Origin of the sequence: Streptomyces sp. NPDC001292 (assembly GCF_042896465.1) — a bacterium.
In the GTDB taxonomy this organism is placed as follows: domain Bacteria; phylum Actinomycetota; class Actinomycetes; order Streptomycetales; family Streptomycetaceae; genus Streptomyces.
In genome coordinates this window covers 16350-38475 of sequence record NZ_JBIAXG010000060.1, presented here as the reverse complement: position 1 = coordinate 38475, position 22126 = coordinate 16350, and the positions used below count along the sequence as shown (strand labels likewise).

At 70.8% G+C, this 22126-nt stretch carries 18 protein-coding genes; 8 read left to right on the top strand and 10 right to left on the bottom strand.

Annotation, left to right across the window (positions count from 1 at the left end):
- Positions 1-623: 623 nt before the first annotated feature.
- Entirely contained in the window at positions 624-1991 is a 1368-nt protein-coding gene (locus tag ACFY4A_RS37730) for a hypothetical protein (protein ID WP_390833832.1), read from the top strand.
- 611 nt (positions 1992-2602) lie between these two features.
- Here the strand turns inward: ACFY4A_RS37730 and ACFY4A_RS37725 are convergent.
- Both ACFY4A_RS37725 and ACFY4A_RS37720 read right to left on the bottom strand, forming a co-directional pair.
- Positions 2603-4423, bottom strand: coding sequence for a fucose isomerase (locus ACFY4A_RS37725; protein ID WP_390833831.1), 1821 nt, complete (start codon positions 4421-4423; stop codon positions 2603-2605).
- A 40-nt stretch (positions 4424-4463) separates the two neighbouring features.
- Positions 4464-5942 carry an FGGY-family carbohydrate kinase gene (locus tag ACFY4A_RS37720; protein WP_390833830.1) on the bottom strand — a complete coding sequence of 493 codons (1479 nt, stop codon included), beginning with the start codon at positions 5940-5942 and terminating at the stop codon, positions 4464-4466.
- Between the two features lie 278 nt (positions 5943-6220).
- Here ACFY4A_RS37720 and ACFY4A_RS37715 point away from each other — a divergent pair, with 278 nt between their 5' ends.
- From ACFY4A_RS37715 to ACFY4A_RS37700, 4 genes are read left to right on the top strand one after another with little or no spacing between them, the layout of a single operon-like run.
- The gene (locus tag ACFY4A_RS37715; RefSeq protein WP_390833829.1) at positions 6221-7312 is read left to right on the top strand and encodes a glycoside hydrolase family 172 protein; all 1092 of its coding nucleotides are present in this window, start codon (positions 6221-6223) and stop codon (positions 7310-7312) included.
- Between the two features lie 56 nt (positions 7313-7368).
- Positions 7369-8793 (top strand): ABC transporter substrate-binding protein, encoded by a 1425-nt coding sequence (locus ACFY4A_RS37710; RefSeq protein WP_390833828.1) that lies wholly within the window; start codon positions 7369-7371, stop codon positions 8791-8793.
- Positions 8790-9752, top strand: coding sequence for a carbohydrate ABC transporter permease (locus ACFY4A_RS37705; RefSeq protein WP_390833827.1), 963 nt, complete (start codon positions 8790-8792; stop codon positions 9750-9752). Before ACFY4A_RS37710 ends, ACFY4A_RS37705 begins: the two co-directional genes overlap by 4 nt.
- Positions 9742-10602 (top strand): carbohydrate ABC transporter permease, encoded by an 861-nt coding sequence (locus ACFY4A_RS37700; protein WP_390833826.1) that lies wholly within the window; start codon positions 9742-9744, stop codon positions 10600-10602. Before ACFY4A_RS37705 ends, ACFY4A_RS37700 begins: the two co-directional genes overlap by 11 nt.
- Positions 10603-10773: 171 nt before the next feature.
- Here the strand turns inward: ACFY4A_RS37700 and ACFY4A_RS37695 are convergent, their stop codons facing one another.
- The 7 genes from ACFY4A_RS37695 to ACFY4A_RS37665 form a co-directional block, all read right to left on the bottom strand.
- Positions 10774-11784 (bottom strand): LacI family DNA-binding transcriptional regulator, encoded by a 1011-nt coding sequence (locus tag ACFY4A_RS37695; RefSeq protein ID WP_390833825.1) that lies wholly within the window; start codon positions 11782-11784, stop codon positions 10774-10776.
- 453 nt (positions 11785-12237) lie between these two features.
- Entirely contained in the window at positions 12238-12597 is a 360-nt protein-coding gene (locus tag ACFY4A_RS37690; RefSeq protein ID WP_390833837.1) for a cupin domain-containing protein, read from the bottom strand.
- Positions 12598-12743: 146 nt separating this feature from the next.
- Positions 12744-13730: a DMT family transporter gene (locus ACFY4A_RS37685; protein ID WP_390833836.1), complete on the bottom strand. Its 987-nt coding sequence runs from the start codon at positions 13728-13730 to the stop codon at positions 12744-12746.
- 44 nt (positions 13731-13774) lie between these two features.
- A complete protein-coding gene (locus ACFY4A_RS37680; protein ID WP_390833824.1) occupies positions 13775-14380 on the bottom strand; it encodes a TetR/AcrR family transcriptional regulator in 606 nt (201 codons plus the stop codon).
- Between the two features lie 421 nt (positions 14381-14801).
- Positions 14802-15134 (bottom strand): divalent-cation tolerance protein CutA, encoded by a 333-nt coding sequence (gene cutA / locus ACFY4A_RS37675; RefSeq protein WP_390833823.1) that lies wholly within the window; start codon positions 15132-15134, stop codon positions 14802-14804.
- Positions 15135-15371: 237 nt separating this feature from the next.
- On the bottom strand, positions 15372-16625 hold the full coding sequence (locus ACFY4A_RS37670) for a cytochrome P450 (RefSeq protein ID WP_390833822.1): 1254 nt from the start codon (positions 16623-16625) through the stop codon (positions 15372-15374).
- 322 nt (positions 16626-16947) lie between these two features.
- A complete protein-coding gene (locus ACFY4A_RS37665) occupies positions 16948-17433 on the bottom strand; it encodes an Hsp20/alpha crystallin family protein (protein WP_390833821.1) in 486 nt (161 codons plus the stop codon).
- Between the two features lie 199 nt (positions 17434-17632).
- On the opposite strand from ACFY4A_RS37665, the gene ACFY4A_RS37660 reads away from it, so the two are divergent.
- Both ACFY4A_RS37660 and ACFY4A_RS37655 read left to right on the top strand, forming a co-directional pair.
- Entirely contained in the window at positions 17633-17785 is a 153-nt protein-coding gene (locus tag ACFY4A_RS37660) for a hypothetical protein (protein WP_390833820.1), read from the top strand.
- A 314-nt stretch (positions 17786-18099) separates the two neighbouring features.
- Positions 18100-19008: a hypothetical protein gene (locus ACFY4A_RS37655; protein WP_390833819.1), complete on the top strand. Its 909-nt coding sequence runs from the start codon at positions 18100-18102 to the stop codon at positions 19006-19008.
- 248 nt (positions 19009-19256) lie between these two features.
- Here the strand turns inward: ACFY4A_RS37655 and ACFY4A_RS37650 are convergent, their stop codons facing one another.
- Positions 19257-20648, bottom strand: coding sequence for a hypothetical protein (locus ACFY4A_RS37650; RefSeq protein WP_390833835.1), 1392 nt, complete (start codon positions 20646-20648; stop codon positions 19257-19259).
- A gap of 161 nt (positions 20649-20809) precedes the next feature.
- Between ACFY4A_RS37650 and ACFY4A_RS37645 the strand changes: the two genes are divergently transcribed.
- Positions 20810-22048: a molybdopterin-dependent oxidoreductase gene (locus ACFY4A_RS37645; protein WP_390833818.1), complete on the top strand. Its 1239-nt coding sequence runs from the start codon at positions 20810-20812 to the stop codon at positions 22046-22048.
- Positions 22049-22126: the final 78 nt, after the last annotated feature.

Genomic DNA, 22126 nt, shown 5'->3' with positions numbered 1-22126 from the left:
CATCGTGCTCCGCTGTCCCTCCTGACCACCGAACCGGGCGCCCTCCGGCGGTCAGCTGATCCCTCCACGGTGGTGTGACCGGCGGACAGTCGCGTCCCCGCAGCCGGAGGGGGACGTCACCGGCCGGGGGAGAGGCCGAGCGAGATGCGCGACGCGATCCACGTCCCCACGCTGGACGTAGAGGCATCGATGAGGATGGAAGGGTTGGTGGCGTGTTCTGGAGTCCGGCGGCGTATGGCTTGTGCGGTCTCGTGGGCAGGGTCGGCGTCCGCGCGGCCGGAAGCGCGGGGCTGGGCGCGGTCAGGATGGCCGGCGGTGCGACGACCGGGGTGACCAGGGCAGGACTGCGTACTGCGGGCCGCACCGGGCGCGTTGGGGTCTCGGTCGCGAGGCACGGGATCTCGGTCGCGGCGGGGATGCCGGGACGGGTCGTGCGAGTGGGGCGGGCCCTGGCCGATTTTCATCCTCGGCGGCACATCCGCCGTGTCTGGGCCGGTCACGGGCGTGCCCACATCGAGGTACGGGGCCTCGACCGCGGGGATCGTGGACGGCAACGGCTGGTCGGTGGGGTGACCAGGTCACTGCGCGGGCTGAGTGGGGTGCGGTGGGCCGAGGTCAATGCCGTGACGGGTGAGGTGCTGTTGTCCTTCGACGAGCGCAGGGTCGGCATCGATCGGCTCCTGGACGCGGTCAGGGCGGTGGAGGAGTCCCAGGGCGTGCAGGACGCGGAGTTCGCCTGGGCGCAGCCAGTCACTCCGGGCGACGATGTGCCGGTCGCCTCTGCGGCGACCGAATTGCTCGTCGACTGCGCTGCGGTGGCCGCCGCAGCCGTCCAGAGGGCCCTCCGCCTCCCGGTGCTGCCCCGGGTGGTCCCCGCCGCCGTGGCCGCGCTGGAGCTGGAGCGGGAGCTGCGCAGGCCGTTGGTGCGGCGCATCGGGCCGGCGCAGACCAATCTGCTGTTGTCATTGGTCAGTGCGACCGTCAACGGGTTGTGCGACGGCATCGGCATGCCGATGGTCGACGCCGTGAGCCGGACGCTCCAACTCGGCGAGATCCGTGCTCGGCGCCAGGTCTGGGAGCGGCGTGAGCCGGATCTGTGCCCGGGGCCCGACTGCGTGCCGCAAACCCGGCCGGCCCGGCACCTGCGCGCCCGGGGCCGGCGCCCGGGCCCGGTCGAGCGGTGGGAGGCGCAACTGGCACCGTTCGCCCCGCTCACCGCGGCCTCGGTGTTCGTCCTGACAGGCAGCCCGGGACGCGCGGCGGACGCACTGCTGGCTGCCGTGCCCAGGGCCGCCCGCTACGGGCGGGAGGGTTTCGCCGCCGCGGTCGGACGTGATCTGGCACGGCGCGGTGTCGTACCCCTTGACCCGTCGGCGCTGCGTCTGCTCGACATGGTCTCCGCCGTCGTGATCGACTCGGCGGTGCTGGTGAACGACCGGCAAGAGCCGGAGGGCGGCCCGTGCACCCTGGCCGTGCCCGTGCTGGCCGCGGCTCGCTCCACCGGAGCACGCGTCGTGCTCACCGACGACGAACGCGTCCGCAGCCTGCTGTCCCCAGCCGACCAGGTCACCGGCGCGGGCGAACGCCTCGCCGACCTGGTGTGCGAGCTGCAGAGACAGGGCGAGGGCGTTCTGGTGGTCTCCGCCACGGACGCGGCAGCGCTGGCCGCCGCGGACGTCGCGATCGCGGTTCCCTGCGAACCCGGTGACGAGGCGTCCTGGTCGGCGGACCTGGTCTGCCTCGACGGTCTGCAGAGCGCATGGTGCGTCCTGCGGGCGGTGACCGCAGCCCGCACGGTCTCCGTACGCTCCGTCCAGCTGGCCCTTGCGGCCTCGGTGCTCGGAACCCTGTTCGCCCTCTTCGGGCGCAGGCGCGGCGTCTTCCACGCCCTCACCCCCGCGCACACCGCGAGCCTGATCGCCCTGCTGTGGGCCGCCGCGGCCGCACGCCGCGCCGCTCGCGCACCCGCCGCCCGGAAAGCCGGTTCCTGAACCGACGACGCGGTCGACCCGGCGGCCATGCTCATGGAGAGCATGGGCCGAGAGGACCTGGACGACCTGGAGTTCCGTGACACCTGCACCGAGGTCTTGAAGGAGACCGTCGAGGACAAGCGGGAGGACTGGGAGTCGCCACGGGTGCCGGAGCCGGAGGGCCGGCCGGGCCAGATGCCGGACCTGATGGCGCTGAACGACCGCGCGGCGGACCATAGCCTTGGCGATGGCCACCTTCGTGGCGAAGGTCGATCTGCCGTGCCAAGCCGGCGACCCGGTCCACGGTCGAGGGCCGTGACGGCGCCGGACGCTGAGACACGTTCAACCTGTACCTGGTCAGCGAGTCGGTGCCACCTCCGCCGGCGCCGCCCAGCCGACTGCGGCCGCCGCTCTCCGTACGGCCGGCACCCGGGTGTGCGAGCAGTGCGGCGCCCGCCCCGAACTGCCCTGCACGCAGGCGAGTCGTGGGGGTTTCCTGGTTCGTTCAGTCAGTGGTCACGCGCCGACGCCCGGTGTTCCGCCCGCGTGCACGGCGGCGGGCGGAACACCGTGGCTCATGCGGCGTCCCGGGAGACTGAGTGGGACTGCCTCAGGTCACCGCCGGGAGGCGGCTAGAGCGACACGTCCCCGCACAGGTGCACCTCGACGCCCAGCTCGGCGAAGAGGGCCGCCTTGGCGCGCAGCGCCTTGTCCGCGGTCGCCGCGTCGGGGGCGTAGGCGACGTTGAGGTGGTTGGCGCGGTGGCGGGCCATGAACTGGTCGCGGGTGATGCCGTGCAGGACCGCGTGCATGATCGGCCACTGGTGGTTCGTGGCCTCCAGCCGGCGCCGGGTCTCCTCCTCGGGCAGCTCGACGGAGGTGGCGCGACCGAGGTCGACGTGCAGTCGGCCGTCCATCAGGAACACGCGCGACCAGACGATCTCACCCGGCCTGGAGACACCGCTGAGGGTGCCGCCGCCGAGTGGGAAGAACATCGGGGGCTGGCGCATGCTGTACGACTTGTCGTAGCCGCCGTTGTGGGAGGCGGGCACCGAGCCGGAGATCTCGAAGACCCAGACGAACCGGCCGTCGTACTCCTCGCCCCAGCGGATGTCGTGCAGCGTGGTGGCCGGGTCGAGACCCATTGCCGTCCAGATGCGGTTGGTGACGAGGGAGTCGACGGCGACGCCCTCGTCCACCTCGTTGAAGTGGGGCAGCGGCGCGCCCGCGTAGAGCTCGCGTGCGCCGTCGCGGCTGAGCACGGGCGGGCGCTGGACGTTGTTGAGCAGTCCCTCGGCGAGGTCGCTGGCCGGGACGGTGTCCTTCAGGCCCTGCTGGTACTGGATGCCGACCGCGTCGAGCCCGAAGTCGTCGGCGATGCGCAGCGCGGCGATGTACATCTTGAACTGGCTGAGCAGCTGTGCGTCGGTGAGTTCGGTGGCCTCGTCCTTGCCGGTGTGGAAGGTCATGCCGGCGTCGTCGAGCCAGGCGCGGACCGCCTGGGCCTCCTCGTCGGAGACCTTCTTCATCTCGGCGACCAGGGCGCTCTGCGACAGGCGCTCCTTGTAGAGCCCGAGCGGGTTGAGGAACTCGTCGTCGATGATCGCGTTGTACATGCCCATGCAGCCCTCGTCGAAGACGCCGATGATCGCCTTCTCCTCGCGCAGCTGCCGGGCCAGGGCCACGCCCAGTTCGGTCTCGGGGTCCTCGGGCAGGGGCGGCAGCGGCCGGACGTGGCCGGTGTCGTGGGTGAGAGTGCCCGTCTCCAGCCAGGTGCGCAGTCCGTCGCGCGCCCACTCGTCGGTGAAGTCGGCGCTCCACAGGACGGAGTAGTCGCGCCCTGCCTTGGTGAGGCTGCCGGCGAGGTTCAGCAGGCCGACCAGGCCCGGAAACTCACCGCTCCAGTTGGCCACGACCAGGATCGGCCCTTCGTGGCTGCGCAGACCGGCGAGGACGTGGTGGCTGTACTGCCAGACGGCCTCGACGACGATCAGCGGGGCGTCCTTCGGCAGGGTCTTGAAGACCTCGATGCCGGCGCGCTGGCTGTCGATGAAGCCGTGGCGCTTGGCCTCGTCGACGGCGTGACCGCGGCGCAGCTTCCAGCCGAGGTCCGTCACGGCCGCGGCGAGGTCGCTCTCCAGCTTCTCCTGGGTGGGCCAGCAGGTGACGTTGGCGGCGGGGCGCAGGTCGCCGCTGGCCACGGTGTAGACGGTGTGCGACTCGGCGGCCGGCGGCCGGTTGAGCTCGGGCAGGGAGTACGTGGTCATGCGGTCTCCGTAGGTTGTGCGTTCGGCCCCGGAGCGGGGCCGCTGTGTCGAGCAGTGGGTGAAGCCGGTGTGTCGGGCCCAGGTGTCGGGCCGGTCCATGCCGCCGACGAGCGGGCGGCGGCCGGCCGTCGAGGAGAAGGCGCGGCCGGCCGTCGAGGAGCCGGCCGCGGCCGGCCGTCGGCGCACCGGTGGAGGTGGCCGTCGGCGGGCACGCACGAGGTGCCCGTCAGCGCTCCTGCTGTGCCGCCAGGGCATGGACGACGTCCGCGGTGTCCGGGTACAGCCGCCGGTAGAGGGCGTACGACGCGTCGTAGCGCGCGGTGTGTTCGGCGCGCGGCGTCACCGTCTCGCGCACCGGGTTCCAGTGGTCGACGGACACGTCTCCGACCAGTTGGGCGGCCAGCAGCGCACCGCCGTAGCTGGCGCCGATGGTGGTGGTGCGCAGTTCCTGCGGGCGGCCGGTGATGTCGGAGACGATCTGCGTCCACAGGGAGCCCTGGGTGCCGCCGCCGGCGGCGACCACGCGGCGGATGTCGCCGCCGGCCCCCTCGATGACCTCGATGTTGTGGCGGACACCGAACCCGGTGGCCTCCAGGGCGGCCCGGTAGAGGTCGCCGCGGGTGTGGGAGAGGGTCAGCCCGGCGATCACTCCGCGGGCGTCCGGGTCCATGACCGGGGTGCGCTCGCCGGAGAAGTACGGCAGCATCAGCAGGCCGTTGGCGCCCGGGCCGGACTCGGCGGCCAGACGGGTGAGCTCGGTGTGGTCGGTGCCGTCGAACAGGTCGCGCAGCCAGTTGGTGACCGCACCGGAGGTGGCCGTGCCGCCCGCCAGGTTCCGGGTCCCGGGCAGCGCGCCGACCGTGCCCCACAGGGACGGGCTGGTGAGCGCCTTGGGCACGGTGTGGACGAGGAACATGGTGGTGCCGTACATCAGCATCAGGTCGCCGGTGTTCTGCGCGCCCACGCTCAGTGCCTCGGCCCAGGCGTCGATGGTGCCGGTGGTGACGGGGATGCCGGCGGGCAGGCCGGTCTCCCGGGCGGCCTCGGCGGTGACGGTGCCGGCCGCCTCGCCGGACCAGCGCAGCGGCGGCAGCGCGATGCCGGGGGCCACCTCGGCCGCCCAGGAGGCGTACCACGAGCAGACATGCGTGTCGTACAGCGGCGTGCACTGGCTGGCCGAGTGGTGGTCGAGGACGTAGGCGCCGGTGAGCTGCCGGACCAGCCAGGAGCTGGGCATGTAGAGGCGACGGGCCCGGGCGTAGAGCTCGGGCTCCTCCTCGGCGATCCAGGCGATCTTCGGCCCCGCGGCCTGGGTGGTCAGGGCCGAGCCGCCGCGCCGGATGATCTCCTCGGCGCCGAGGCGCGCCTCGATGCGTTCGATCTGGCGGACCGAGCGGGTGTCCACGCCGTAGAGGACGGCGGGGCGCAGCGGGGTGTCGTGCTCGTCGGTCAGCAGGACGCAGGGCCCCATGCCGCTGACACCGACGGAGAGGACGGTGACGTCACCCGGGCCGGTCAGTTCGCGGGCGAGTTCGGTGAACTCGCGCCACCACACGGAAGCGTCCATTTCGAAGCGGCCGGGACCCGGCCGAGCGGGTCTGTGCTCCCGTACGGCCGAGCGGATCAGAGAACCGTCGAGGCCGACGAGGACGCCCTTGCTGCTCGACGTGCCGATGTCCACGCCGATGACTGCGTTGCGAGGCATGCCCAGGACCATCGCAGAAATCGATTTCAGGGTCAAGACTACACGCGCGGACCGCGATTTCTCCTGGTGAGAGGCTTGGGGTGGCAGGCGGCCGCCATCCGGGTACACCGCGATGTCTCGCCTCTTGACACCCCTGAGGACCCCCTCTACGTTTCGGTGAAATGGATTTCAGAGGTGTTTCACCGCGGTGTCGGTGCCGCCTCGCTCTCCCGCGCCCCACGGTGCCCGTGCCGGCCCGCGGCGCGCGCCCCCGTACTCCACCATGAGGGCAAGACACGATGACGACCTTTGGACTCGACGGCATCTCCCGCAGGACGCGTGCCGTCAGCCGTTCCATCAGCGCCGAGAACTTCACCGGCGCCAAATCCGGCGGCGGCCGTGCCACGGAGGGCACCGGAGCGGTGGCGGCGAGCCGGCTGGGGCCGGGCTGGAAGATCTCGCCCAGCATCGACATCGCCGCCGGTGAGACGGCGGTGCTCGCCGACATCGAGGGCCCCGGCACCATCCGCCACCTGTGGTGCACCACCGACCCGCACACGGCGTGGCGGGGCACCCTGCTGCGGATGTACTGGGAGGGCGAGGAGGACCCGGCCGTCGAGGTGCCGCTCGGCGACTTCTTCTGCAACGGCTGGAACACCTTCAGCCAGGTCTCGTCCGTGCCGGTCGCGGCCAATCCCAACGGCGGCTTCAACGCCTACTGGCCCATGCCGTTCCGTCGCAAGGCGCGCATCACCCTGGAGAACCTGACCGCCGAGAAGCTCACGCTCTACTACCAGGTCGACTACGAACTGGACGAGGTCGGCGACGACGCCTCCTACTTCCACGCCCAGTGGCGCCGCAGCCACCCGGTCCCCTTCGGCGAGGTGCACACCCTGCTCGACGGCGTCACCGGCGCCGGCAGCTATGTCGGCACCTACCTGGCCTGGGGCGTCAACAGCCCGGGCTGGTGGGGCGAGGGCGAGCTGAAGTTCTACCTCGACGGCGACGACGAGTTCCCGACGATCTGCGGCACCGGCACCGAGGACTACTTCGGCGGCGCCTGGAACTTCGACGTCCCCGGCCAGGGCTACACCGCCTACACCACTCCCTACCTGGGCCTGAACCAGATCCTGCGCCCGGACGGGCTGTACCGCAGCCAGCAGAGGTTCGGCATGTACCGTTGGCACGTCCTGGACCCGATCCGGTTCTCCGAGGACCTCAGCGTCACCGTGCAGAGCCTCGGCATCGGCCCGGGCCAGGGCAACGGCCTGCCGCACCGCTACCGGCACACCGGCGACGACATCGCGAGCACCTCGCTGTTCTACCTGGACGCCCCGTCTTCCGCGTCCCGTCCGCCCACGCCGGACCTGCTGACGCTCGAAGTCGACTGACCGCTCCTCCCCCAGCCCCAGCCCCAGCCCCATCCCACTCCGACAGGAGCGCACGCATGCTCCAGCACGGCAACGACGCCGAGCGTCCCGCCAGAGCGCTCGGCACCTCAGGCCGCGTCTTCGACGCCTCGGGCCCCGGCCTCCCCTCCGGCACCTCACGCCGCCGCTTCCTCACCGCGGTGGCGGGCGCCGGAGCGGCCGTGGCGTCCCCGGCCCTGCTCACCGGTTGCGGCACGGCCCAGGCGAAGGGCGGCAACCTCCAGTTCTGGAACTTCTACGGACCGCGACGCTCGCCCGACCCGGCGATCAACGCGCAGTCCAAGTGGTTCGTCGACATGGTCGCCAGGTGGAACGCCACCCACAAGACGCAGATCGACCTGGTCCACCTGCCGCAGCCCACCTACCTCAACGGATTCAAGCTGCCGTCCGCCTTCGCCACCGGCGTGGGCCCCGACATCTTTCTGCTCTCCCCCGGCGACTTCCTGCGCTACTACAACGGCGGCGTGCTGGCCGACCTCACTCCGCACATGGCGAAGGAGGCCATCGACGACTTCGGCTCCGCGCTCGACAGCCGCAGGGTCGACGGCAAGGTCTACGCCCTCCCGATGGAGGTCGAGCCGCTGGCGATGTTCTACGCCGAGGACGTCTGGGAGAAGGCCGGCCTGTCCGAGGCGGACATCCCGACCACCTGGGACCGGATGCTCGACATCGGCGACAAGCTGCGCACCAAGACGCGGGCCGGTCTCGTCTTCGAGACCAACCCGGGCTACTACCAGAACTTCACCTGGTACCCGTGGATGTGGCAGGGCGGCGGCGACGTCCTGGACCCGCAGGGCAACGTCGCGTTCGACTCGAAGGCCACCCGCCAGGCCCTGGCCTTCTGGCAGGACGCCGTGCGCCACGGCATCGCCCCGCGCACACTCCCCACGGCCGGTGACGTGATCGGCGGTTTCAAGGGCGGCAACGTCGCCATGTGGCAGCAGGGCATCTGGAACGTCTCGAGCTTCAAGGCGTTCGCGCCCAAGTACAGGTACGGCGTCTTCAAGCTGCCGGTGCCGCCGGGCGGCAAGTACGTCACCACCCTCGGCGGCTGGTCCTTCTGCGCCAACGCGCAGGGCCGCAACCCCGAGGCGGCGGCGGAGTTCTGCGTCTGGGCGCTGGGGTCCATGAAGGACGACTCCATCAACCGGATGGTCGACTGGTGCGTCGGCGCCAAGTCCGACGTGGCGCCCCGCGCCAGCGCCCTGGAGCGCGGCGCCGCCAAGGGCGGCTACGACTCGGCGGTGATGAAGAAGTTCAAGGACGAGATCTTCCCGGGCGGCCGCGCCGAGCCGCGCTACCCCCCGGTCGTCTACAAGGCGATCTCCGACGCCATCCAGGGAACCATGCTCGCCGGCCGAGGGGTGGCCAGTGAGGCGTCCAGAGCCGCCCAGTCCATCGCGGCCTACACCAGGAGCTACAAGGGGGCGAGCCTGATATGAGCAGCGTCGCCGCACAGGAGGGCCGGCGCGCCGTCGTCCCGACCAGGGCACCCGCCTCGTCCGACGGACGCAGGCTCAGCCGCAAGCACCGCGAGTGGCTGGCCGCGGGCCTGTTCCTCGCCCCCGACGTGCTCGGGCTGCTGGTCTTCGTCGCGATCCCGATGGTGCTCTCCATCGGCCTGAGCTTCTTCCAGGTCAGCGGCTTCGGCAGCTACGAGTGGATCGGGCTCGGCAACTACCGGCGGATGATGAACGACCCGCTGTTCTGGGACTCGATGAAGATCACCGGCGAGTACGTGGTGATCCTCGTCCCCGTCCTGTTCTGCGTGAGTCTCGGCCTCGGCCTGCTGGTCAAGCAGAAGCTGCCCGGCGTCGGGGTCTACCGCACCGCGCTCTTCCTGCCGTACGTCATCAGCCTCGTGGTGGTCGGCGTGCTGTGGAAGTTCCTGCTCGACGAGCAGACGGGTGTGGTCAACCGGGCCATGCGCGCCGCCGGGTTCGACGGCGAGTCCTGGCTCGGCAGCCCGTCCCTGGCCCTCGGCTGCGTCATCGCCGTCATGGTGTGGGTGATGATGGGCTACTACATGATCATCTTTCTGGCGGGGCTCCAGGAGATCCCCAAGGAGTTCTACGAGGCCGCGAAGCTGGACGGAGCGGGCCCGTGGGCCACCTTCCGCACGATCACCTGGCCGCTGCTGCGACCCACCAGCTTCTTCGTCCTGCTGATGTCGACGGTCGCCGCGATCACCGGCGGTCTCGATCTGATCTTCGTCCTGACCAACGGCGGACCGGCCAACGGCACCTCGCTGGCGATCTTCTACATCTACCAGCAGGCCTTCGGATTCGGCGAGTACGGCTATGCGTCGGCGATGGGCTCGTTCCTGGTGCTGATCATGGTCGTCGTCTCCGCGGTGATCTTCAAGTTCACGAGAGGCGGGAGGTTCGACGATGGCGAGTGACGCCATGGGGGCCCAGGCCACCCCACCGGCCGGCCGACGCAGGCCGCTCACCTCACGCGCGGGTCTGACGGCCCTGGCCGTGGTCCTTTCGCTGATCAGCATCTTCCCGGTGCTGTGGATGGTCACGTCGTCCTTCAAGACGCGGGCCACCGTCACCGACGGAAACCTGATCCCCCGGGACCTCACGTTCGACAACTTCGTCTACGTCTTCACCGAGGTGCCGTTCGGGCGCTATCTGTGGAACAGCTTCTTCATCTCCGCTTTGATCACCGTGGCGGCGCTGTTCTTCCACTCGATGGCCGCCTACGCGCTGACCCGGCTGCGCTTCCCGGGCCGCGAGAAGCTCTTCGGCGCGATCTTCGCGACGCTGCTGGTCACCGCGCCGGTGGTGCTGATCCCGCTGTTCCTGGTCGCCCGCGAGCTGGGCCTGCTCAACAGCTACGCCGGCCTGATCATCCCGGCGATCTTCAACGCCTTCGGCATCTTCCTGCTGCGCCAGTTCTACCTGGGGCTGCCCAGGGAGCTGGAGGAGGCGGCGATCGTCGACGGCTGCGGCCACTGGCGGGTCTACTGGAACATCGTCCTGCCGATGTCCCGGCCGATCCTCTCGGCCCTGGCGATCTTCTTCTTCCTCGCGAACTGGAACGCCTTCGTCTGGCCGCTGGTTGCCACCAACGACCAGTCCCTGACAGTGGTCCAGCTCGGCATCGCCTCCTTCCAGACGCAGTACGGATCCAACTGGAACTACATCCTGGCGGCGGCGACGGTGGCGGCTCTGCCCATACTGGTGCTGTTCTTCGTCTTCCAGCGGCAGATCGTGGAGTCGATCAAGACGTCCGGTATGAAGTAGCGGCACGGTAGCCAAAGCGGGCGCCGCACCGGTCGGATGACCGGTGCGGCGCCCCCTTTGGTGTCCCACGCGTGCGGTGGGCGCGGCGACTTGTGCCCACGGGTGCGTACGTGGATGTGCGGACCAGTGGGGGCGCGTACGAGTGCGCACCGTGCCCGTCCGCCGTGTCCGTCAGTGCGCGACCGGCCCGGCGGTGCTCTCCCGGATCTGGAGCCTGGTGCGCAGCACCACGGTCTGCAGCGGTGACGCGCTGCCTTCCATGCGCTGGAGCAGCAGGTCGGCGGCGGTGCGCCCGAGCTCGTACGAGGGAAGCTCGACCGCCGTCAGTGACGGTCGCACCAGCGACGCCCAGGGGACGTCGCCGAAGGAGAGGACGCCGACGCCGGGGGGAGTGCGGCCGACCTCGTCCAGGGCGTTGAGGACGCCGATGGTCATGAGGTTGTTGGTGACGAACACCGCGTCGGGCGGCTCGGGCAGGGCCAGCAGCTCGCGCATCGCCGCCCGGCCGCCTTCGACCCGGAAGTCGGCGTGCCGTACGTAGGTGTCGTCGGCCACGGCCCCGTCGCTCCGTGCGGCGTGCAGCGCCGCACGGTAGCCGGTCAGCCGCTCCTCGGAGGTGGAGGCGCCCTCGGGTCCGGTGATACAGGCGATCCTGCGGTAGCCGGCCTGCAGCAGATGGCGGGTGGCCACCTCACCTCCGTGCTGATCGTCGGCTCTGACCGCGTCCACCTCGGCGTCGTGCGGCCGCCGGTCGACGGCGACCACGGGCACGCCGCGGGCGATCAGGGGACCCAGGTCCGTGTCGTCCTGAGAGGCCGCCGCGACGATCACACCCGCCATCTGCTCACCGAGCGCGACCTCGAGGTAGCGCCGCTCCTTGCCGGTGTCCTCGTCGGAGTTGCACAGGACGACCGAGAGGCTGGTGCGCTGCGCGGCGTCCTCGACACCGCGGGCGAGCGAGGTGAAGAACGGGTTCTCGATGTCCGGGATGATCAGGGCGATCACGCTGGAGCGCTGCTTGCGCAGCGAGCGCGCCAGCCGGTTGGGCGCGAAGCCGAGGGCCTCGGCGGCCTGTTGCACGGACAGGGCGCGTTCCGGTGTGACCCTGCCGCCGTTGAACACGCGCGACACGGTCGCCGGGGATACTCCGGCGGCTCGCGCCACGTCATGGATCGTCACCACCTGTGTCCGCATCCTTTCACCGGGTCCGGGCTCCCACCCTACCTTGCTGGTGAAAAGGATTTCACCCTCGTATTGAGGCGGGCCCGGCCGGAAACAGGCGGCTCCGCCGCGGCCACGGGACGGCGGGCTTGGCACAAAGTCCTTATGCCCTTACACGCCCTTCGCCGAAAAACCGGCAGCCGAGGGCGAAGAAGTCGACCAGGGGAACGGCGCCGTCAAAGCCCTCGCTGCAACGCATCAGCCTCACGGTCCTGAACTCCGTACAACTGGAGTGCGTGAGCATGCAGCTCGCCCGTGTGCGCGCCGCGGTTGGCCTCCGGGCGAGACCTTGGCGCGTGGGACGGAACCGTGATCGCGCGTGTGTGCGCCGAGCAGGACTGCGCCCCCGGTCGGCCGATAGGGGCCGACTGGTCACTCAGCCTCGCTCCCTGAGGACCGGGCAGGTGTTATGAATCAGTTCTTGCTGCTCAGGGCGTTGGCGTATTGCTCGTCGGTGACGGGTTCGAGCCAGGTGGTGCCGTCTCCGCTGCCGTCGCCGACGACCATGGCGATGTGGGCCATGAGGGTGGTGTCGGTGGCGCCGTGCCAGTGCTCCTCACCGGCCGGGCACTTGACGGTCTGGCCGGCGCGGACGCGTACGACGTCGCCGTCGCGGGTGCCGACCAGGCCGGTGCCGTCGGTGATGTAGAGGGTCTGGCCGTTGGCGTGGGAGTGCCAGTTGGTGCGAGCCCCGGGGGTGAAGCGGACCAGGGCGGAAGCGAGGCGGGCGGGTTCGGTGGGCGTCTCGACCTGAACGAGCCCGCACCGTATCAGGAGCTAGCGCGGAGGCTGAGCACGTAGTTGGCCCCTGAGCGTGCTGGTTGGCCCGAGTGCGCGCCGTAGTTGGCCCATGGGCGGATGGTGCTTGCGCGCTCAGGTTCGCTGCGTCCGGGCGGGGCAGTGGGGCCGCGCCCGACGGCTCACGGTGACGGCGCGTACGGAGTGGGAGGGGCTTCATCACTCCGAATCTCGGCATGTTCACCACAGCGGCGGTCCTCCACGGCAAGGCGCCGGGGGTGGCGTCGGCCCCGGCGGCCACCACTGCCTGTCGGGGCGGTCAGGACGGCGAGGCAGGTGATGACGAGAGCGACGCCGACCCAGCCGGCGGCGGGGAGTTGTTCGCCGACTACCAGGACGGCGAGGACGGCTGCGACGGCCGGTTCGAGCAGGGACAGCGTGGTTGCCGTGCTGGCCGGTACGTGCGCGAGTCCCCAGCCGAACAGGACGTAGCCGGCGAACATGGGCACCAGCGCCATGTACGCACCGACGGCCGTGTTCGACCAGGAGTCGACGAGCGGCGCTCCGGTCACCAGCAGGACGGGAACGAGGAGCAGACCGCCGAGCCCGAAGACGGCGCCCATCGCCGCACGTGAGGGAATCTCGCGTGTGATCAATCGATGCGCGGTCCAGGAGTACAGGGCATACGTCGAGGCAGCGAGGACTCCCAGGCTGACGCCGAGCAGCGTGCCGGCCACGGACAACGGCCCCGCTTGGTCTGAGGCATGGGACGCTTCCGCAACGCACAGCAGGACCGTGCCGAGCAGACCGAAGGAGGCCGCGAGCATCCAGCGGCGTGTGAGTCGGCGGCCGTCCACGGCGCGCTCGATCACCGACGAGGCCAGTGGGGCGGTGCCGATCGACACCACCGTGCCCACGGCGACACCGGACAGGCGCATAGAGCTGTAGAACGCCAGGGGATAGACGGCGACGGAGACGGCGCCGAGCAGCACCGTGCCGCGCCGCCAACGCAGTCGAGGCGCGTGACGGGCGAGCTGCGGGGCGGCGACGAGGGCCTGGAGCAGTCCGCCCAGCCCCATGGCGACGGCACCGATCGCGAGCGGACCCACCTCCGGGGCGAACGTGGCGGCCGTCCCCGTCGTACCCCAGAGCACCGAGGCGGCCAGCACGCTCAGGGCCCCCAATCCCGCGGAACGGCGGCGGGTGAGCCCCTTCACAGCCGGTCCAGCAGGGCCGCGGCAAGCGAGCGGGCGTGGTGGAGCCGATCGCCGTGGCCCTCCAGTCCCGCACGGGCCATCGCTCCCTCCAGGAGGAAGGCGAGATGCTCGGCCGTCGCGCGCGCCTTGCCGGGGTGGTCGGGAAGCAGTTCCTCCAGGTGACCGGCTATCAGCGACTCGACCTCCTCCTTGTGGGCGCGCACCACGGCCCGGCCCTCGTCCCCGGCCGGGAGCTCGGCGGCGGCGTTGAGCAGCCCGCAGCCGCGGAAGCCGTGCTCGTAGGCGAACGCCGCGTGATCGGAATAGGCGTCGAACACCGCCAGCACCCCCTCGCGCGGTCCGTCCGCGTGCTCCAGCCGGGCGCGGTACAGGCCGAGCCACTCCTCGTGCCGGGCCTCGAGGTAGGCCAGGACCAGATCGGCCTTCGAGGAGAAGTTGTTGTAGAGGCTCATCTTCGCCACGCCGGCCTCGGCGGTGATCGTGTCGATGCCGGTCGCTGCCACTCCGTCGGCGTAGAAGCGGCGTGCCGCCGCTGCCAGCAGGCGCTCCCTCGCCGGCCGCCTCCTGCCGCTCTCCGGCGCAATCATGTCGGTCTCGCCCATCACAACCCCTAAATTAGGTAGGTAGGTCTACCCAATGTACACGTGTGGACCACCCGCGACGGGCTGCACGAGACCCGGACAGGACGGAGGCGGTGACCGATGAGCGTGCGCTTGGCCCGGGCGTGCACCCGGCGGTTCACCGCACGACCAAGCACCGGGCCGCCGTCCGCAAGGTGGCCAGGCTGCACGCCAGGATCAGGCGTCAGCGGCTCGACCACCACAAGGCAGCACGGCCAGACGATCGGCTTGCTGCTCTACGTGTCACGTGGCTTGCTGCTCTACGTGTCACGCCAGTTTGCTGCGGCTGCCGAGGCCCGTCCCAACGCCATGGGATGATCTCGTGCCCGGGCAGTTGCTGCTCAGCTCCCGGCCAAGGAGCGCGAACTCGCCAAGTTTCTATAGCAGTTCGCGGCGCAAGGCGTTAGCCGGCGGACCGTGGCGTGGACTCCTCGACCACCCATGCCAGGTAGGCCTCGGATCCCCCGGTCACGGGGAGGGTGATCCACTCAGGGACCTCGTAACCGTGCTGCTTGGACACCCAAGCCTCCAGCTCAGGAAGCCGCTCTGTGGTCGTCTTGTACGAGATTCGCCACTCCCGGGCAGTCTGGATGGCGCTATCCCACCAGTACACCGCGGTGAACGGCTGATCGATGTGTGCGCAGGCAGCCAGCCGGTTCTCGACCGCGCCGCGCGCGAGAGCCTTCGCCTGCTCCTCGTCGTCGATGGTCGTCTGCGCGATCACGATGCCGGTCATGCAACTGCCCTCCCACGTCGGCGTATCACGACACTACCCAGCGGCCTTCGGGTTCTCGAAACGCGTCGAGACCTGGGCGGCTCAGGTCACCCGACCCGCCAAGAGCGCAGGCGCTCAGCGATGTCGTACGAGTTCACTCGCAGGGGCTATGGAGGCAGGGCTGGGTGCCCGGTGGCCGCCGGGTCCTCGCCGCGGACGGAAGGGCATGCTCGGCCGGGCAGGCGAGCCCGGTCCGGATCAAGCCGGAGCGGCCGGGCCCGTGCCGGCGGGCATGAAACCGGGCGTGAACGTGACGGGCAGGCGCTCGGGGCCGCGCAGACCGCCTGAACTCCACCGCAGCTCGTCCGGCGGCACGGCCAGGGCGAGACCGGGAAGGCGGCGCAGGGCACTCCCGATGGCGACGTGACCCTCCAACCGGGCCAGCGGGGCGCCCAGGCAGTAGTGGATTCCGTGCCCGAACGCCAGGTGGGCGTTGTCCCGACGGGTGATGTCCAGACGATCGGGGTCCGGGAACCGCGCCGGATCCCGGTCGGCGATGGCGGAGGCCACCAGCACGGTGGCGCCGCGCGGGATCCTCACGCCCGCGATCTCGACGTCCTCCCGCGCGAAGCGGGCGATGCCGGGGTTCACCGGTCCGTCGTAGCGCAGGAACTCCTCGATCGCGTCGGGCAGCAGCGCCGGATCGTCCCGCAGCAGCTGAAGCTGGTCGGGGTGGGCGAGCAGTGCGGCGATGCCGCCACTGATCAGGTTGACCGTGGTGATGTATCCGGCCACCAGCAACAGGAACGCCATGGCGATCAGCTCGTCCTCATCCAGCCGCTTCTCCTCGTCCCGAGCGATGATCAAAGCGCTGAGCAGGTCGTCTCCGGCCTTGGCTCGTTTGGCTTCCAGAAGCTTGATCAGGTACGCGCGCATCTGCTGCCAGGCACCGTCGACCACGGTCGGGTCCGGCAGCTCGGGTCCCCGGAGGATCATGTCGTCGGTCCACCGCTGGAAGTCGTACCGGTCCGTCGTGGGCACCCCGAGCAGCTCGCTGATCACGGCGACCGGAAGCGGCAGCGCGAAGTCGGCGACGAGGTCCGCGCAGCCGGCCTGCACGATCGCGTCGAGCAGCCCGTCGGTGATGGCCTGGACACGGGGCCGCAGCTCGGCCACCCGGCGCGCGGTGAACGCCCTCGAGACCAGGCGACGCAAGCGGGCGTGGTCGGGCGGGTCCGCCCGGAGCATGGTGCTCAGCATGGACTCGCGCTCCGTCGCGGGCAGCTGTCGGAGGAGCCGGGGGTCCGACGCGTCGCGGACGTCGCTGCTCAGGCGCGGGTCGCAGAGCGCGGCGAGGCCGTCCTCATAGCGCGTGACCAGCCAGGCCTCCAGACCGCCGACGATGACCGCGCGCCGCACCGGGCCCTCCTCGCACAGTTGTCGGTAGAACGGGAACGGGTTTGCCACGAAGGCCGGATCGGCATAGGGAAGCAAGAGCGGCTGCTCGCTCATCGTCGTCTCCCGAAGTACGTTGGCCGGCGCTGGGTCGGGCGCCTCGTGGCCCGCCGCCCTGTGCCCCTCCCGGCGGCACCGACGCGCCCCGCAGCCGCGTCCCGGCCGAAGGCGGCCACCGCCCCGAGCGGCACACCGCACCGATGCTGCGCGCCGCCGGCCACCCCAGCCGCAGTCGCGAGCCGATCAGCCGTCCACGGGACCGTCCTGATCGACCTGTTCGGCCCGAGCCGTGTGCGAGACGTCCGCCGTATGCGTCTCGCCCCTGTCCCCGTGCGGCTCGCGCCGCACGGGGACAGGGGCCACTGTGTCCGGGCTGGCGTCACTGTCCGGACGTGATCTCGATGTGGCGCGGTTTGGTGGCTTCCGCCTTCGGCACCTTGACGGTCAGCACACCGTTGTCGAGTGCGGCCTCGGCGTTTTCGGCGTTGATGTCGCCGGGCAGCGCGGTGCGGTACTCGAACCGGCCGGTCCTGCGGGTGCTGCGGCGGAGCATGCCGGTGCGCTCGCGCTCCTTGAACTCACCCGTGATGGTCAGTTCGCGCTCGGTCATCTCGATGTCGAGGTTCTCGCGTTCGACGCCGGGCACCTCGACTTCGATGAGGTAGGCGTCATCGGTCTCCGACAGATCCGCCAGGGGCGACCAGGCCATGCCCTCCGTCATGGGGGCCGTGGCGCCGCCCATCGTGGACTCCAGGAGCGTCCCCATCCTGCCGAAGAGGTCGTTGAACTCGGCGAGAGGATCCGTGCTCCAGGCTGGGAACCGCCGTTGGGTCAGGGACGTGCCGCGTCGCACAGGCAGTGTCATCGCTCGTCACCTCCGCGCAAACGTGCCTTCTGCCACTTTCAGGCTATTCCTGGCGGTGTGCCGCAGCACGGCCAGACCCCACCCACACGGTGAAGCGTCAAGGTCGCACTCGTGAACTGTGTGAGCTGGGGCATTGCCGACGGGAGCGGGGAGCCCGCACGATGAGGCGGACTACAGGCGTCAAGGAAAGCGGCTCCTCATGGGTGATCATGTGCATGTGCGACTCAGCCAGGGGCTGAGCGTGTCGGAAGACGGGCAACTGGTCGAGTACTCGCGCTGTCGGTGCGGTGCTGCCTTCACCAAGGTGTTCGACGCCGACGGCGGGGAGCCGGAGTACCCGAGCCGATCTTGACTGGCGCGCCCGGCGCGCTGCCGACGTGAACACTCTCCGCGCATCGGCATCGGCCGGGCCACCGGGCCTTGTCCTGCTGCTCCGCGGATGCCCTCACCCGGACGGTCGAACCGCCGGCAGACCGTTTCCGCGCGTATGACAGCGCGGGGAAGGCCGGGCTCCAGCACTGTCAGTGCCCATGGGCGAGCATGCTCACGGCAGGTGATCTTGGCGGCGGCCTCGCATGATGGTCCCGGCTGCTCAGCCGCAGGAGGACGGCCGGCTGTGCGGCCGCTGAACGCCGCCCGATCCCCGCATGCAGGGAGCAGCCCGACATGGCGATGACGCAGACCTTGATCCCGGCGCTCGAGGATGCCCACCACGCACATGCCGCAGCGCGCGACCGACTGCAGGCGGATGCGGCTCTCGCGCCGCCCGGCCCCCACCGGCGGATGCTCGAGCGCCAGGCCGACGACATGCGGGGCCGTGTGCATCGCATCGAACGCCATGTCCGCGGACTGCGGCCCCGCGGCCTGCTCGGCGGCGTGGCCGACATGGCGCGGTTCGCCGCCCGTGCCACCTGGAGAACGGCCACGCTCCCGCTGACCATCGGGCAGAGGACCGTGACCGGGGTGATGCGCGGCCGGGGGCCGGCCGACGAGCGGCAGCTGCTGAGGAACGCCGAAGACGAGTACGTCGCCGCGGCCCGGGCCCTGGCCACCGCCCGGGTCGGCGAGCTTCTCGCCGACCAGGCCCAGGACCGCGCCACCCTCGACCTGCTCCAGGAACTCCGCGGCCAGGACCAGGAGCTGTTGGCCCTGCTTGAGGACAGCCTCGCCCGGCAGGCCCGAATCGTGGCCGCCGCGAGCGACGGCTTCCGCGTGGAACAGACGGCGAACGGCGGCCTCGCCCAGGCGGCCACCCGCCCGCTGCGGGTCCTCGCCCATGTCGCCGACCGGCTGCGCCTTGCGGCACGCTCCGGACAGGGCCCCGGCGCCGCAGAGGAGCCGGTGGCGGAGGGCCCAGAAGTGAGTGCCGCGGCCGAGCAGATCCAAGGAGCGGTCAGCAGCGAGGAAGGTCTGCCCATCGTCGGCTTCAGCCAGCTCAGCGTCGAGGAGATCGAGCGGCGCCTCCCCACCCTGTCCGAGTCCGACCTGCACATTCTCGAGGGATACGAGCGCATGCACTCGCACCGCAAGAGTGTTCTGGAGGTCATCGAGCGGCTCAGCTCCAGCCGGTCCTGACCGCTTCCCAGGCCACGCTGTCCGCAGCGGGGCCGGTCTTCCTCCTGATCGGCGGAGTCGTACCGGATGGCACGTCGACCGAAGCGCGTCCGGGCGAGCTTGCGTGTGCCCGCTGCCGCCCCTGCAGGTCAGCGCCTGGTCGAGCTCAGTAGGTACGCCGCAAGGGTGACCTCGGCCCCGGTTCCGAAGCCGCCTCCGGCCGTCACGGCGATCGTCATGGCCTCAAGCTTCCGCCTCCTTAGGGGCGGTCACCATCCGGTGAGCAGCAGATGGTTGAGGAGCAGGGCGAGCAGCGCCTGGGCGGTGAGCCAAGCACGGACGGGGATCCCCCCTGCTCGAGCGGAGCCGAGAGCTTGGGGGAGGGTGAGGAATGCGCACGCCGGGAGCAGCCACAGCGCGAAGGGCAGCCAGATGCGTTCCGTCTCCGCCTTGCTCATGCCGGACAGGTCGGCGACCAGCAGGGCGAGGAGTGCTGCGGACACGAGGAGTGCGAGACGGGCCTCTGCAACGGCGCCCACAGGGTGGGAGAGCGCGTCGCCGCGTCGCCGGACGAGCACCGCACCGGTCCGCCGCAGGCCCGCCGCCGTCGCCACGCCCGTGATGAGTACCGCGCAGGCGAGGTTGGCCCACACCCAGTAGCCGTAGGGACGGATGCCGCCCGCGCCCTGGTAGTAACGTGTGATCAGCAGGTGGTACGCCTCCCACCAGTTGAACCCGGCGAGCGTGAACGTCGTCGGGACCACCGCCAGTCCGGCGAGCAGGGGCACCATCAGGGCGGGGCGTTCCCGGATCCCGCGCCGGCCGAGCGCCAGTACCGCCGCCGCGATCAGTGCGACGAGCGTGAGGCCGTACGACAGGTAGCAGGTCAGGCCGAACAGCATCCCGGACGCCCCCGCCCACCACAGAGACCGTCCGGTGACCGCCAGTGCCAGCAGCGCCACCGCCCACGCCGCCACCGCCGCGAAGTACGCGTCGGCCGAGGTGCCCATCCACACGGCGGCCGGAGCCAGGACGAGGAAGGGCGCCGCCCTTCGCGCGAGTGCCTCGTCGGCCAGGGCGCGAACCGTGATCAGTACGGCCGCGCAGGCCGTCGCCCCGACGGTGATGCACCACACCCCGGCCCAGCCCCCGCCCCGCAGCCCGATCCGGTCGAGCAGGACGAAGGTGAGCGTGGCCGCGGGCGGGTGGCCGGCGATGTGGGCGGGCCAGTGGTCGGGGGAGCCGAGCAGGATGTGCCGGGTGAAGTCCCGCAGCGTCGCCGGGATGTCATGGAAGCGGTCGATGACCTGGAGGTACTCATGGCGGGTGGTGAGCCGGACGGCGATGCCCCGGTGCCAGCCGTCGATCAGGGCGAGGGAGTAGATCCACGCCATGGCCGTGCCCCATGTCAGGGGGATCAGGGCCCGCCAGGGGAGACGGGCCGCGAGGGTGGGGCCGTACGCCACGGTGCCGATCGCCACCAGGACGGCCGCCGGACTGCCGGGGCCGAGGTGGGGGCCCCAGGACGCCAACAGTGGGGGCCAGTTGACGAACAGCGAACGACTGGTCCCCTGGATGTGGCGGCCGACCAGTGCGGCCGCCGTCACGAGCAGCACGGCGGCCCCGGCTGCGTACAGGTCACGCCTCAGGCCGCGGGCCACGCGGGAGCGCGTGGCGCCGGGCTTGGTGGAGGGCAGGGTGCGGATCACACCGGAACGCTAGGCCTCGCGGCCGGTCACGGACCGCCGCCCGGGCCCGATGTCAGCGTTTCGTCATGGGTTGCGCACCCTTTCGCGGGGTGGTTCCGGCCTACCGTCGGGACATGCGCGACCCCGACGCCCCACGGCTTCCCTCCTCGCCCGGCTTCTGGCGCAGCCCCCTGCGCGGCCCCTGGTTCACCTCGGTGCTGGGCCTCGTTCTGCTCGTCGGCGTCACCGTGCTGTTCGTGACGGGCCTGGTCTCGTACGCCGCTTACAACCCCGACCTGTCGCCGGTGAACGACAAGACACCGGACAAAGGGATCCTCGGCTTCTACCTCTTCGCCTGGCCGACGAACCCGCACTGGCTGTACCGGCTCAGCCAGGGTGTCCACGTCACCCTCGGCATCACCCTGATCCCCGTCCTGCTCGCCAAGCTGTGGTCCGTGGTGCCGAGGCTGTTCGCGCTGCCGCCTGCCCGCTCGCTCGCGCACGCCCTGGAGCGGATCTCGCTGCTGCTCCTGGTGGGCGGCGCACTGTTCGAGTTCGTGACCGGTGTGCTCAACGTCCAGCTCGACTACGTCTTCCCCGGCTCCTTCTACCCACTGCACTTCTACGGAGCGTGGGTGTTCTTCGCCGCGTTCGTCGCCCACGCGCTGCTGAAGATGCCCACGGCGCTGCGCAATCTGCGGCACCTGCGGGAGGAGAGCAACGACCTGGTGTCTTCGCGCCCCGCAGAGCCGACCGTCTCCCGGCGGGGCGCCCTGTGGTTCGTCGGGGGCGGCTCGCTGCTGCTGTTCGCCACCACGGTGGGGCAGAACTTCGACGGCTTGCTGCGGCGCACCGCCCTCCTCGCACCGCACGGCGGCGGCGATCCCGGCAGTGGTCCGAACGGCTTCCAGATCAACAAGACCGCCGCGTACGCCGGGATTTACGCGGCGGAGACGGGCGAGGACGCGTGGCGGCTCGTCGTCACGGGGCGCACGGGCACCGTCCGCCTGCGCCGGGACGATCTGCTCCAGCTCCCCCTGCACAGCGCGGCGCTGCCCATCGCCTGCGTCGAGGGCTGGTCGACGTCGGACCAGTGGTGGCGCGGGGTGCGGCTGCGCGACCTCGCGGCACTCGTCGGGTACGACGACGACCCGCCGGACGTGTTCGTCGAGTCCCTCCAGCGGCGCGGCGCCTTCCGGAAAGCCGCCCTGCGCGCCAACCAGGTGGCCGACCCGCGTTCCCTGCTCGCCCTGTACGTCAACGGCGAGGAGTTGTCCCCCGACCACGGCCACCCGGCGCGGATCATCGTGCCCGCCGCGCCCGGTGTGCTCAACACCAAGTGGGTGGCCCGGATGACGTTCGGAGACGTGTAATGCTTCGGCCGCTTCCGCGCGTTCCGATCGGCAGCACCCTGCAACTCCTGCTGCTCGCCTGCTCGTTCGCGCTTGCCG